A 12,783-nucleotide genomic window follows, 5' to 3' on the forward strand; every position below is an offset into this window, starting at 1 on the left:
TTTATAAACATTTGCTGTGTGGGGGGCTGCGTCTTTTGTTTAAACGCCCCCGGGGGTGCCGGGGCGGGGCTGAAGGACGCCTTCAGCGCACTCAACGCACTGAAGGCGTCCTTCAGCGCAACCGGTGACCATCGTGCGATGGGGGATTCCTGGAAGGGGAGCCGCCTCGTTCCGCAGCAGGGTCGAAGGCTGTGAAGGGGCCCTTCATGGCATCCAACGCACCGAACGACCCCTTCGCGGCATCACGGTCCACAAAGGACACTGTGGCTGTGTGGCGCACGACGCCTTCGCGTCATCCGAACGACGGTGGATCCAGGTACAGCGTCGCCAACGGAGCGTTCGGGACGTCAGCTTGCTGAGGGGCCGAGGTGGCGGCGGATCGTGTCGCGGATGGCGACTTCGGCGGGGGTTCGGTCGTGGGGTCGGCGGAGGTAGGCGCGAAGGTGGTCGAGACACGCTTCGCGTCCTTCGCCGACGCGTTCTTGGGCGAGTTCCGCGACGGCGTGGACGCCCGCGAGCCGCTCGGCGGGATCGGCCGAGTCGAGCTGGGTTATCGCGTGGGCGAGGGGCTCGATGGCGTGCTCACAGGCCGTCGACGAGGTGCCGCCATGCCTTCGGAGAGACGGCGAGCGCACCTGCGGCCGGAGCTTTCGAGTCGCGGACACCTACGAGACCGGGGAACAAGGCAACCTCGACGCAGTTGCCCTTGGCGCCGTCGCCGGAGCTGTAGCTGCTTTTGCGCCACTGAACTTCGATCAGGTTCACGGCTCGCCACTCCGTATCACAGCTCGGTGATCACCTGCCGGATCAGCCGGATCGAGTCCTCCTCGTCGAAGGCCACATCCATGAGGTGGTTGAAAACCAGCCTAGCAGGCTTGACCTCATGCTCCTTCTCAAACTGCATGGCGCCGAAACCGTGCTCGATAAAGGCGACGTCCGGCTCACCGAGCTTGGGATAGCTCAGCACGGTGAAGCCGCCGTTCCGACCGGCGTGAATGCCGATATCGATGGGGATGACCTGCAACGTGATGTTCGGAAGAGCGGCGCATTCGATCATGTGCCCCAACTGCGCCCGCATCTCAGCGGGCGGCAGGTCCGGCCGATGAAGAACAGACTCATCGATGATCGCGTGCAAGATCAAGGGAGGATCCTCGGTGAGCCGGACCTGCCGCCGCAAGCGGACGGCGACCTCGGCGTCCTGCTTGCGCGGCGGCAGCGGCACCCTCGCGCTGGAGAAGGCCGTGCGCATCCACGACTCAGTCTGGAGAAGCCCCGGCGGGTAGCTCAGCTCGTAGGTGCGAACCTCATCGGCGTCGGCCTCCAGAGAGACGTAGCCCTTGTCGTTCATGCCGTAGGCGTGCCACCAGCCCTTCTCGAAGGCGCGGTCGTACTGGCGGACCCAGTCGTCGTAGTCGGAGACGATGACGCCGTAGCGGTCGAGCAGCGCCAGGAACTCGTTGTACTTCGGCAGATGGCCGAGTTCGATGCGGCTCAGCTTGCTCGTGCTGAAGCGCAGTGGTTCACCGGCCTCTGCCTGTGTCATCCCGGTGTCCTCCCGCAGCCGCAGGAGCTTGCGGCCGAGCAGCCGTTTTCGCGGATTGGGCTTGCTAGTCACTCGTTGTCACCCCTCGGAGCCGTTTGCGCACGGATCGTAGGGTGCGAATCCGCGAAATGAGAATCCCACCGTCCGATCGGGTGGCCGCCGGAACCAACGCGGTCCGTCCACTCGCTGGAGTGACCTGGGTGAAACTGCCCGATAACGTGGTCAGGTTGGAGGCACGTTTCGCAGCGTGAATGGGGAGAAAATGCGTTTACGAAGACGGGTGTGTACTGCCCTCAGTCTGTCATTCGCGATACTTACGGCTGTCTCGCTCACCGGTATCGCGCAGGCCGCTCCGGTCAAGGCCAAGCACGCGGTGGGGATTCTCCGGGAATTCCCGGCGACGATGAACATTCCACTCGACCAGGATCTTCGCAAGCTTCCGGCCGCGCTGGCGATCCAGCCGGACGCGCCGGCGGTCCCCGAAGACGAGGTCACCACGAAGGCCTGGCAGTCGAACACGCCGGAGCCGGTGAGCTTCGACGAATGCCATCCCGATCCGCGCGCTGGAAACGGATACGTGGTGAAGAACCGGCTCGCCGCGTGCAAGATGACCAACCTGCGCTACCAGCGTTACGCCTGCCCGGAGGCGGACTGCCCGATCATCGGCAGCGCGAGCGCGCGCGTCACCGTGATCTTCAACATGCAGCCCGAACAGCGGCGTGCCGTCGTGATGCACAAGCTTTACGACATTCATTACAACGGCGTCCCGGACAGTACACAGCTTGGTATCGGAATGTCCTGCGAAAAAGTGAACAAGGGTACCGCGTACTGCGACGAGCCGGATACAGAAATGGACAAGAGTATCGCCGAATGGAAGGACGAGCCCATCGACTTCCAGGTGCTCACCATGCACGGCGAGGACGCGCCGAACCCTGCCGACAATCCGCGGATCCAAGCCGAGAAACGCACGTCGTATCTCCACACCCGCCATTTCTTCGTCGTGGACCCGGATGACACCGAGCGCGTGGAGGACACGCCGCTCAAGGTCACGTTCCGATGCGACGTCGGGCGGAAGCTCTCCGCCTCGTACGTGCTGGGCAGCGACTGCGTCTTCCCGGTGATCGCCAAGTTCCTGCTCGACACCAACGATTCCTCGATCAAGGACGCGGCTTCGTTGATCACTCAGGCGATGCACAACTACCGGTCGACTTATCCCGGGCTCACCCAGGGCGACTTCGTGCCAGGTCGGTTTCATTGGAACAGCGGGCTCAGGAAGCCCCCGCTGACGCGGCTTTATCACAACAAGGCGGCTCAGGACGCCAACCGGACGCGGGCCGAACAGTCCTGTGCCGAGCACTGGGGTCCGGGCTACCGTGACCGTCCGGACGGGAAGACCAACGACTGCTTCGCGTATCCGTTCAATAGCACCACGCAAGGTGCGAACGCGAAGCCGCCGAACACCCCGCACGGTCAGGGCTATGCCGTTCAGCCGGTCCTCTCGGACGCCTCGCGGCTGCTCAACGTTGCCATCGACCGCTTCACCTACGAGAACCACATCCTCGACGGTGACCAGTACTGGATCCTGATCCCCGACTAGGTCGTTCCGTTAAGGCCACCTTACGGGCGTCAGACGCCCGTAAGGTGGCCTTAACGGCATCACCGTCAGCTCTCGGACCGCGAAGCGTTCTGGAGCACGAGACCGCGCGGAGTGGCGAAGCGCTGAAGCAGCGTGAAGACGCCTTCGCAGAGAAGCGCGAGCACGATGACAGCGATCGCACCGCCGAGGATCTCGCCGCGGCCGGACACGCCCTGCGCGAAACCGTCCACAATGTACCGACCGAGCCCGCCGCCGTCGTTCACGATGGCGCCGATCGCGACGGTGGCGATCAGCTGGAGGAACGACACCCGAGCGCCCGCGAGGATGACAGGCGACGCCAGCGGAAGTTCCAAGCGCAGCATGATCTGCCACTCGCGGTAACCCGTTCCGCGTGCGGCGTCGACGACGTCCTGTTCCAGCGCCACGACACCCGCATACGTGTTCGTGAACAGCGGCGGCAAAGCCAATGCGACGAGCGCGAGCAGCAGCGGCCAGAACCGCGTGTCCGCGCCCCAGCGGCTCGCGAGGAACCAGAACAGGATGATGAGCCCGAAACTGGGGATCGCGCGACTGATGTTCATCGCGCTGGTCGCCAGGAACGGCGCGCGCCGGTAGTGCGCGAGCCACGCGCCGAGCGGGATCGTCAGCACCGCGGCGATCGCCAGTGCCAGCAGTGAGAACCGCAGGTGTTCCAAGGTCCGGTAGGGGATTCCGGCGGGGACCGTCCAGCTCCAGCGGTCCGGTTCGGCGAGCCAGTGGTTGAGCTGGTCGAGGATGGTCATCGGGCCCGCACCTTCCGTGCCCACGGCGCCAGCGCGCGCTCGCTCAGCCACAGCAGCAGGTCGACGGCGACCGCGAGCGCCACCGAAAGCACGATGCCGACGATGATCGGCGTCGGGTTCGGGATCGTCGTCCTGATCCCCGCGAGGATGAAGTACCCGAGCCCGCCCTTGCCGAGGATCGAGGTGACGGTGACGAGCCCGATCGTCGTCACCGCCGCGACGCGCAGCCCGGCGATCACCACGGGCAGCGCGAGCGGGAGTTCCACCTGCCACAACAGCCGCGATCGCGTGAAGCCCATGCCGATCGCGGCTTCGCGGACCTCCTTGGGTACCTGGTCGACGCCGGTCACGATGTTGCGGATGAGGATCAGCAACGTGTACGTCGCCAGCGGGATCACCACGGTGGCGTACGAAAGGATCCCGAAAATCGGTGCCAGCACGGCGAAAGCGCCGAGGCTGGGGATGACGTACAGCGCGCCGGTGGTACCGAGCGTCACCGAGTAGAACCACCGGTAACGCAGTGACACGACGGAAAGCGCGAGCGAGACGACGAGACCGATGCCGAGCGCGGCGGCGGTCAGCGAGACGTGTTCGGCCAGGCGCGTGACGATGGCGTCCGCGTTGCGCTCGACCCAGCGCCATTCGAAGATCGGCCGCCCGCCCTCGGCCGCGAACGGGGCCACGGAAGACACGAGCACCGGCCGACCTTACCCCGTTCGGGTCGGGAAATTCCGCTTCGTGAGAATTCTCCCGCAAGTGCTCCCAGTATGTGGTTTCTGTCGGTGCCCGGAGCTAGGTTCGAATCCTCTGTTCGAGTGATTGAGGAGTGTGCACGTGCGCTGGACACGAGTAACCCGGGTCGCCGCGGTGCTGGCCGCCGCCGCGCTCGGCGTGACCGCCTGTGGGGGTGGCAGCGACCAGCCGTCCGCACCGAGCAAGGGCGGCGCGCCGATCGTCGTCGCGTCCTTCAACTTCACCGACAGCCTGGTGCTGTCCGAAATCTACGCCCACGCGCTGGAGGCCAAGGGCTATCCGGTGAGCCGCAAGCTCAACCTGGGCTCGCGGGAGCTGATCTACCCGTCGCTGAAGTCCGGCGAGCTGCAGTTCATCCCGGAGTACCAGGGCGCGGCCATCTCGACCGGGTTCGGCGCGACCGCGGCCAAGGACTCGGCCGCCGAGCACGACCAGCTCGCGAAGCTGTTCGAGCCCGCGGGCGTCAAGCTGCTGAACTACGCGCCCGCCGAGAACAAGAACACCTACATCGTGAAGGCCGACGTCGCGAAGTCGAAGGGCATCGCGTCGATCAGCGACCTGAAGAAGCTGGACAAGGTCGTCCTGGCCGGTCCGCCGGAGTGCGAGAAGCGGCTGCCGTGCTTCCGCGGTTTCACCGAGACGTACAAGCTGAACGCCACGTTCCAGACCGTGCAGGAGGCCGGGCCCCGGGTCGAACAGCTCAAATCGGGCGCCGTCACGGTGATCCCGGTCGACTCGGTGAGCCCGCTCGTGGGTGACTCGCAGTTCGTCGCGCTGAAGGACGATCTGACCATCGTGCCGACCGAGAACGTCGTGCCCGCGGTGAACAAGAAGGTGCTCGACGAGCGTGGTGCCGATTTCGCGAACGTCGTCAACGCGGTCAGCGCGAAGCTCAGCACCGACGTCATGCGCGAGCTGAACAAGCGGGTCGACGCGGACGGCGAGCAGGCGGGCGACGTCGCGAAGGACTGGCTTTCGAAGCAGGGCATCTAGCCGCTGCGGAAGTGGCGCCGCTCACGGAAAATGAACGGGCCGTTCGTCGTGAAATTCACGATGAATGGTCCGTTCATTGCGTTCTGGGACGGGTGTGCAAGGGTGACGTTGGCACCGCCGTAAATCTGGAGTGAGGAGTGCGATGGGTAAGGTCACGGCCACCGCGGAACGGACGATCGACGCGCCTGCCGAGAAGGTGCGCGAGCTCGTCGCGGACTACGCCGAAACACGCCCCAAGCTGCTCACCGAGCACTACCGCGACTACGAGGTCACCGTGGGCGGCGTCGGCGCGGGCACCCAGGCGAGCTGGAAGCTGCAGGCGACGTCGAAGCGGGTGCGGAACGTCGCGGCGACGGTGACCGAGCCGAAGCCCGGCACGCTGGTCGAGACCGACGCGAACTCCAGCATGGTCACCACGTGGACGGTCACCGAGGCGGGCGAGCGCAGCGTCGTGCGCATCCAAACCAGCTGGGACGGTGCCGGCGGCATCGGCGGCTTCTTCGAGAAGACGTTCGCGCCCGGTGGTTTGCAGCGCATCTACGACGGCGTGCTCGCGAAGCTCGCCGAGATCGTGTAGCTGGATCGTGTAGCGGTCGCCACAATCGGAATGTACGCCCCGGTTGACTCGTTGGACCGGAGGTAATCGGGGCGTCCGCCCCGCTTGACCCTCAGGCCCTTAGGAGTTCGACGGTGAACGCTCCCACCCAGGCGACCGAGATCCGGCTCGCCTCGCGCCCGCACGGTGTCCCCGCGTTCGACAACTTCGAGATCGTGGACGCCGAGATCCCGTCCCCCGGCGAGGGACAGATCCTGGTGCGCAACCTCGTGATGAGCGTCGACCCGGCGATGCGCGGCCGCATGCGGGACGTGAAGTCTTACGCGCCGCCGTTCGAGGTCGGGAAGGCCATGACCGGCGGCGCCGTCGGCGAGGTCGTCGAGTCCACTGTGGACGCTTTCAAACCGGGTGACCACGTGCTGCACCAGTACGGCTGGCGCACGCACGCCGTCGTGGACGCCAAGCACGCGGTGAAGGTGGACGCGTCGGTCGCGCCGCTGTCGACGTACCTGGGTGTGCTGGGCATGCCCGGCCTGACGGCGTATTCCGGGTTGCTGGAGTCCGCCGAGTTCAAGGCCGGTGACACGGTGTTCGTGTCCGGCGCGGCGGGTGCGGTCGGTTCGCTGGTCGGCCAGCTCGCGAAGCTGAAGGGCGCGAAGCGGGTCATCGGCTCGGCGGGTTCCGCGGAGAAGGTCCGCTATCTCGTCGAGGAGCTGGGCTTCGATGCCGCGTTCAACTACAAGGACGGCCCGGTCGTCGAGCAGCTGCGCGCCGCGGCGCCGGAAGGCATCGACGTCTACTTCGACAACGTCGGCGGCGAACACCTCGAAGCCGCGATCGACGTCATCAACCTGCACGGGCGCATCGCGGTGTGCGGGATGATCTCGCAGTACAACGCGACCGAGCCGACCCCGGCGCCGCGCAACCTCGCGCAGATCATCGCCAAGCGGTTCACCATGCGTGGCCTGCTGGTGCTGGACCACTTCGGGCTGCAGGAACAGTTCGTCGCCGAGGTCGCGCCGCTGGTCGCTTCCGGGCAGATCAAGTACTCGGAGACCTTTGTGGACGGTATCCGCAACGCGCCGGACGCGTTCCTCGGCCTGCTGTCGGGCGCCAACACCGGCAAAATGCTGGTCCGCATCGCCGAGTGAGCATTCGGGTCGTGCTAGTACTGCTCGTGGAGGGCGCGGTGGTCGAGGCCCTCGTCGAGGGACTCGGCGGAGGTGTCGAGCTTCAGCTGGTCCCGCAGGATCGTGCCCAGCGTCGGCAGCGTCGTGCGCTCCGGCCAGGTCTCCGGCTTCCACAGCGACCCGCGCAGGAACGCCTTGGCGCAGTGCATGTACAGCTGCTCGACCTCGATCACCACGGCCAGCTTCGGGCGCTTGCCCTGAACCACCAGGTCGTCGAAGAACGGCGCGTCGGACACCAGCGTGGCGCGGCCGTTGACACGCAGCGTCTCGTTCATTCCCGGCACGATGAACAGCAGTCCGGCGTGCGGGTTGCCGAGGATGTTCCGGAAGCTGTCGATGAGCTTGTTGCCCGGCCGGTCCGCGAGCACCAGCGTCTTGTCGTCCAGCACCAGCACCGAACCCGCCGGGTCGCCGCGCGGTGAGACGTCGCAGCTGCCGTCCGGCGCCGACGTCGCGAGGAGCACGAACGGCGAGTGGGCGATCAGCGTCCTGGCGTGCTCGTCGATCCGGTCGATGATCTTGCGCTGGGTGGTTTCCTTCGCTTCGCCGAGCAGTTCGCGCAGCGCGTCGAGGGAGTCGATGACCGTGGCGTCGAGTGTCGCGTTCGTAGTCCCCATGCACCCAAGCTAGCGCGCCATCCGGCCCGCGATCGCCATCCGCGCGGCTTCGGCGGACTTCCGCACGGTCAGGTCCACCGAGTAGCCGTGCTTCACGAAGACGCCGTCGAGGTGGAACGTGCCGTAGCCGTGGGCCTGCGTGAACAGCTGCTCCATCAGTTCCAGCGCCGTCGGCGGGTCGGGGGCGACGGTCAGGCACAGCATCAGGAACTGGTCGGTCAGCCGCCGGGTCTGTTCGATCAGCTCCTCGTTGCCGGATTCGTGGAGCCCGTCGGCGTAGATGATGTGCATCCCGGCCCGGCGCTCGATCAGGTACCGCGTGTACGCGCCCGCGGCGGCGGCCAGCGCGTCCACCGGGTCGTCGTGGGCGGCGATTGCGTCGGCGACACGGTCGGCCAGCTGGCAGGCGATGTGGCAGGCGACCTCGGCGAGCAGGCTCTCGCGCGTCGGGAAGTGCCGGTAGGGCGCGCCGGGGCTGACCTTCGCCCGCTTCGCGACCTGCGCGACGGAGAACCCGGCGAGGCCCTGCTCGGCGATCAGGTCCAGTGAGACGCGTATGAGCTCGGCGCGGAGGTCGCCGTGGTGGTACTTCCCGCCCATGACCTGGATCACATCTTTCGTTCGGAATATGTAAGAGGCCTCTTACGTCAGCATGTAAGAGGGCTCTTACAAGGAGGCCCCATCGCAACAGTACTCACCTTGGAGGGTTCCATGAGCACGACGACGCACGCCATCGCCGCTCCGGCGCCGGGCGCGCCGCTCGCCCCGACCACCATCGAGCGCCGGGACCTGCGTCCGAACGACGTGCTGATCGACATCGCCTACGCGGGCATCTGTCACAGCGACATCCACCAGGCCAAGGAGGACTGGGGCCAGGCGATCTTCCCGATGGTGCCCGGCCACGAGATCGCCGGCGTCGTCGCCGCGGTCGGCTCGGACGTCACGAAGTACCAGGTCGGCGACCGCGTCGGCGTCGGCTGCATGGTCGACTCCTGCGGCGAGTGCGAGTACTGCCGCGCCGGCACCGAGCAGTTCTGCGTCAAGGGCAACATCCAGACGTACAACGGCGTCGGCTTCGACGGCGAGAACACCTACGGCGGCTACAGCAACCAGATCGTCGTGAAGGACGCCTTCGTCTGCCGGGTCCCGGAGGGCATCAGCCTCGACGTCGCCGCGCCGCTGCTCTGCGCGGGCATCACCACCTACTCGCCGCTGCGCCAGTGGGGCGCCGGACCGGGCAAGAAGGTCGCCGTGATCGGCCTCGGCGGTCTCGGGCACATGGCCGTCAAGATCGCCGCCGCGATGGGCGCCGAGGTGACGGTGCTGAGCCAGAGCCTCAAGAAGCAGGAGGACGGCCTCAAGCTCGGCGCTTCTTCGTACTACGCGACCAGCGACGAGTCGACGTTCGAGGTGCTGAGGGGCAAGTTCGACGTCATCCTGAACACCGTGTCGGCCAAGCTGCCGGTGGACGCGTACCTGAGCCTGCTGCGCGTCGGTGGCGCGATGGTGAACGTCGGCGCGCCCGGCGAGCCGCTGTCGTACAACGCGTTCTCGCTGCTCGGCGGCAACAAGGTGCTGGCCGGGTCGATGATCGGCGGGATTGCCGAGACGCAGGAGATGCTGGACTTCTGCGCCGAGCACGGCATCGGAGCGGAGATCGAGACCATCTCGGCCGACAAGGTCAACGAGGCCTACGAGCGCGTCGAGAACTCCGACGTGCGCTACCGGTTCGTCATCGACGCCTCGACCATCGGGGCGTGAGGCCGCAGGGTGCGCGGCAACCGCGTCAGAACACCACGGTGCGGTTGCCGTGCACCAGCACGCGGTTCTCCAGGTGCCACCGCAGGCCGCGGGCCAGCGTGACCTTTTCGATGTCGCGGCCCTTGCGGACCATGTCCTCGACCGAGTCGCCGTGGTCGACGCGGATCACGTCCTGCTCGATGATCGGGCCCGCGTCGAGGTCGGCGGTGACGTAGTGGCAGGTCGCGCCGACCAGCTTCACGCCCCGGGTGTGCGCCTGGTGGTACGGCTTCGCGCCGATGAACGACGGCAGGAAGCTGTGGTGGATGTTGATCGCCCGGCCCGCCCATTCGCGGCACAGCTCGGCGGGCAGGATCTGCATGAACCGGGCCAGCACCACCGCGTGCGGGTCGTGCTCGCCGACGAGCTTGCGGACCTGCTCGAACGCCTCGGCCTTGCCCTCCGGATCGCCGCTCGGGAAGGGCACGTGGTGGAACGGGATGCCGTGCGCGCGGGTGATGTCGCCCAGCGAGGCGTGGTTGCCGATCACCGCGGCGATGTCGACGTCCAGCTCGCCGGAGGCGACGCGGCCGAGCAGGTCGTACAGGCAGTGCCCGGCCTTCGAGACCAGCACGACCGCGCGGCGCCGCTCGCCGGTGTCGCTGACCTGCCAGTTCGAGTCCGCCGACAGTGACGCCGCGACTTCACCGAAGCGAGCGCGCAGCTCAGCGGCGTCGAAGGGCAGTGAGTCCGCGCGGACGACCTGGCGCGTGAAGAACCAGCCTGTGTCGGGGTCGGTGTGGTAGGCGGCCTCGACGATCCAACCACCGTGCTCGGCGAGGAACCCGGAGATCCGGGCGATGATGCCGGTGCGGTCGGGGCAGCCGAAGGTGATGACGTAGCGGCGTTCGGGAGCGGACACGCGTCCATTGTCTCCGGTGCTGGTCACGGCGCTGTGCGGGGCTCGGTGAGTGTGACGTCGCCGATGGTTTCGGCGCGGTTCGGACGGGACCGTCCAGTTCTCAGGATTCGCGGTCGGGGCAATGAATGGTGAGCGCACCGTCGCCAGGCACGCCGGACTCGTCGGCCGCATCGGGACGGAGGCTTGGACGCCGAGCGTTTCGAGCAGCCGCGGTGTTCGCCTGCGCCGACCGTAGCGCGCGCAGCCGCAGGCGCCGTCCGCCTTCGATCGCGGCGACCAGGCCGAGGCCGAGGGAGAAGGACAGCAGCAGACCTTTGGCCGGTTCGTCGGCGAAGGCCGCGCCGCCGACGGCACCGATCAGCGTGCTGTAGATCGACCAGAGGGTCGCGCCGGCGGCGTCGAGCGCGGCGAAGCGGGCGAACGGATAGCCGAGACTGCCGTTGGCGAGCGCGCTCGCGACGCGTCCGCCCGGCAGGTAGCGAGCGGCCATGATCAGCAGCACCCCGTGCCGCCGGACCTGTACCCGTGCCCAGGCGTAGCGGCGACGTCCGGACGGGCCGCGTTGCATCCGCGCGATGACGTGTGGTCCCGCGGCCCGGCCGACGGCGTAGCCGAGGCAGTCGCCTGCCAGGGCACCGGCGGCCGCGACGACGGCGAGTGCGGCGAGCCGTCCGGGGTCGGGGCCGATGAGCACCGCGACCGTGATCACCGTGGTCTCGCTGGGCATGAACGGCAGCAGCGCGTCCAGCGCGGACACGGCGAACACCAGCGCCCACAGCCATGGGGAGCCGAGGGTGCCGCGCAGCAGCTCGGTGATCTGGGCGAGCAGGGTCACCCGTCCATCGTGATCACTCCAGGTCGCCCCTGGGTGACGCAGCGGGGTGCACGGGATGAACAGCACTTTCCCGGATCGGGGGCAAAACGCGTTCGACGCGAGGGCAGAAAGCGCCGAAGCGCTTGATCAACAAAGAGAACCTGCCCTAGGTTCGGATCGCCACAGGGCCGTCACCGGAGGCTTGCTCCTTCCAGCGCGCCGGGGCCCTTTGCCAATTCGGGGAAGAAGAACGCATGCGTAGCCTCTTGAAGAAAGCCCTTTCCGTCGGTGCCGTCGTGGCGGCCGCCGGCGTGCTGGTCGCGTCGCCCGCCGACGCGGTGGCCAACGGACGGCCCGCGCCCGCCGGCGCCTACCCGTTCAGCGTCAAGTTCACGATGACCAAGATCCCGAAGCCGGACGGCGGCACGCGCGACAGTGCCTGTTCGGGCGCGCTCGTCGCGCCGCAGTGGGTCATCACCGCGGGCCACTGCTTCCACGACGTCAACGGCACCCGGGTCAGCGGGCCGGTGCCCTATCCGACGACGGCGACGCTCGGCAAGGTCGACCTCGCCGACAAGGGCGGCGAAGTCCGCAACGTCGTCGAGGTCCGGCAGACGGACGTGAACGACATCTCGCTCGGGAAGCTGGACCGCCCGGTGACCGGCATCCGCCCGCTCGCGATCGGCAACGAGGCGCCGACCGTCGGCGAAAAGGTGGTCCTCGCCGGGTGGGGCGCGACGTCGTCGGTCGACCCCAAGCCGTCCACGCACCTGAACCTCGGCGAGCTCAAGGTGAACGCGGTGGCCGACTCCACTGTGGGCGTCGTCGGTGTCGCGCCCGCGAACGACACCAGCGCTTGCTCGTACGACTCGGGCGCCCCGTACTTCGTGGCGAAGGGAACCAAGGCGGGCACGCTCGTGTCGGTCGAAAGCGACGGCCCGGACTGCCCGCACACCACGCCCGAGACGACGTCTCGCGTGGACGTGCTCGCCCAGTGGATCGCCTCAGAGATCGGCTGAGTCCGGGATATCTCGCGGGTTCCCGTTGCGCGGGGCCATGCGCCCCAATGTGGCGTTCGCTGCGTCCAACGCACCGAACGCCACATTGGGTGCGTCCAACGCACCCAATGCCACATTGGGGCGTTTGAACCCCGTCGGAACGCTCACACGGGGGCGACACTGTCCCAGGGGACGGTGAGTTCGCCGAGGCGCCAGCGCGGGGGGGGGGGGCGCGCCCCCCCCCCCCCCCCCCCCCGCCGCCCCCCCGCGTGACGCCC

The 12,783-nt window shown here is 67.5% G+C and carries 14 protein-coding genes; 6 read left to right on the forward strand and 8 right to left on the reverse strand.

From position 1 onward, the window contains the following. Positions 1 to 582: 582 nt before the first annotated feature. Positions 583 to 765 carry a DUF397 domain-containing protein gene (locus tag ACFWY9_RS31870; protein WP_378340600.1) on the reverse strand — a complete coding sequence of 61 codons (183 nt, stop codon included), beginning with the start codon at positions 763 to 765 and terminating at the stop codon, positions 583 to 585. Between the two features lie 16 nt (positions 766 to 781). Continuing rightward, complete coding sequence (locus tag ACFWY9_RS31875; RefSeq protein ID WP_378340601.1) at positions 782 to 1,615, reverse strand: helix-turn-helix domain-containing protein; 834 nt, start codon at positions 1,613 to 1,615, stop codon at positions 782 to 784. A 175-nt stretch (positions 1,616 to 1,790) separates the two neighbouring features. Here ACFWY9_RS31875 and ACFWY9_RS31880 point away from each other — a divergent pair, with 175 nt between their 5' ends. Beyond that, the gene (locus ACFWY9_RS31880; RefSeq protein WP_378340602.1) at positions 1,791 to 3,140 is read left to right on the forward strand and encodes a transporter; all 1,350 of its coding nucleotides are present in this window, start codon (positions 1,791 to 1,793) and stop codon (positions 3,138 to 3,140) included. Between the two features lie 65 nt (positions 3,141 to 3,205). On the opposite strand, the gene ACFWY9_RS31885 is transcribed toward ACFWY9_RS31880, so the two are convergent. Then, positions 3,206 to 3,922, reverse strand: coding sequence for an ABC transporter permease (locus tag ACFWY9_RS31885; protein WP_378340603.1), 717 nt, complete (start codon positions 3,920 to 3,922; stop codon positions 3,206 to 3,208). Continuing rightward, a complete protein-coding gene (locus ACFWY9_RS31890) occupies positions 3,919 to 4,614 on the reverse strand; it encodes an ABC transporter permease (RefSeq protein WP_378323732.1) in 696 nt (231 codons plus the stop codon). Before ACFWY9_RS31890 ends, ACFWY9_RS31885 begins: the two co-directional genes overlap by 4 nt. 142 nt (positions 4,615 to 4,756) lie before the next feature. On the opposite strand from ACFWY9_RS31890, the gene ACFWY9_RS31895 reads away from it, so the two are divergent. The 3 genes from ACFWY9_RS31895 (at position 4,757) to ACFWY9_RS31905 (ending at position 7,375) form a co-directional block, all read left to right on the forward strand. Next, positions 4,757 to 5,668 carry an ABC transporter substrate-binding protein gene (locus tag ACFWY9_RS31895; RefSeq protein WP_378340604.1) on the forward strand — a complete coding sequence of 304 codons (912 nt, stop codon included), beginning with the start codon at positions 4,757 to 4,759 and terminating at the stop codon, positions 5,666 to 5,668. Positions 5,669 to 5,810: 142 nt separating this feature from the next. Then, positions 5,811 to 6,245, forward strand: a complete 435-nt coding sequence (locus tag ACFWY9_RS31900) for an SRPBCC family protein (RefSeq protein ID WP_378340605.1) — start codon at positions 5,811 to 5,813, stop codon at positions 6,243 to 6,245. 113 nt (positions 6,246 to 6,358) lie between these two features. Then, a complete protein-coding gene (locus tag ACFWY9_RS31905) occupies positions 6,359 to 7,375 on the forward strand; it encodes an NADP-dependent oxidoreductase (protein WP_378340606.1) in 1,017 nt (338 codons plus the stop codon). A 14-nt stretch (positions 7,376 to 7,389) separates the two neighbouring features. On the opposite strand, the gene ACFWY9_RS31910 is transcribed toward ACFWY9_RS31905, so the two are convergent. Then, positions 7,390 to 8,031 (reverse strand): pyridoxamine 5'-phosphate oxidase family protein, encoded by a 642-nt coding sequence (locus tag ACFWY9_RS31910; RefSeq protein WP_378340607.1) that lies wholly within the window; start codon positions 8,029 to 8,031, stop codon positions 7,390 to 7,392. Between the two features lie 9 nt (positions 8,032 to 8,040). After that, on the reverse strand, positions 8,041 to 8,643 hold the full coding sequence (locus ACFWY9_RS31915; protein WP_378323689.1) for a TetR/AcrR family transcriptional regulator: 603 nt from the start codon (positions 8,641 to 8,643) through the stop codon (positions 8,041 to 8,043). 99 nt (positions 8,644 to 8,742) lie between these two features. Between ACFWY9_RS31915 and ACFWY9_RS31920 the strand changes: the two genes are divergently transcribed. After that, on the forward strand, positions 8,743 to 9,792 hold the full coding sequence (locus ACFWY9_RS31920; protein ID WP_378323688.1) for an NAD(P)-dependent alcohol dehydrogenase: 1,050 nt from the start codon (positions 8,743 to 8,745) through the stop codon (positions 9,790 to 9,792). Between the two features lie 25 nt (positions 9,793 to 9,817). On the opposite strand, the gene purU is transcribed toward ACFWY9_RS31920, so the two are convergent. After that, complete coding sequence (gene purU / locus ACFWY9_RS31925) at positions 9,818 to 10,693, reverse strand: formyltetrahydrofolate deformylase (RefSeq protein ID WP_378340608.1); 876 nt, start codon at positions 10,691 to 10,693, stop codon at positions 9,818 to 9,820. Positions 10,694 to 10,793: 100 nt separating this feature from the next. Beyond that, positions 10,794 to 11,528 (reverse strand): DedA family protein, encoded by a 735-nt coding sequence (locus ACFWY9_RS31930; protein ID WP_378340609.1) that lies wholly within the window; start codon positions 11,526 to 11,528, stop codon positions 10,794 to 10,796. 233 nt (positions 11,529 to 11,761) lie between these two features. Between ACFWY9_RS31930 and ACFWY9_RS31935 the strand changes: the two genes are divergently transcribed. Next, entirely contained in the window at positions 11,762 to 12,526 is a 765-nt protein-coding gene (locus ACFWY9_RS31935; RefSeq protein ID WP_378340610.1) for a S1 family peptidase, read from the forward strand. The last annotated feature ends 257 nt before the right edge of the window (positions 12,527 to 12,783 follow it).

The organism is Amycolatopsis sp. NPDC059027 (assembly GCF_042739735.1).
GTDB lineage: Bacteria > Actinomycetota > Actinomycetes > Mycobacteriales > Pseudonocardiaceae > Amycolatopsis.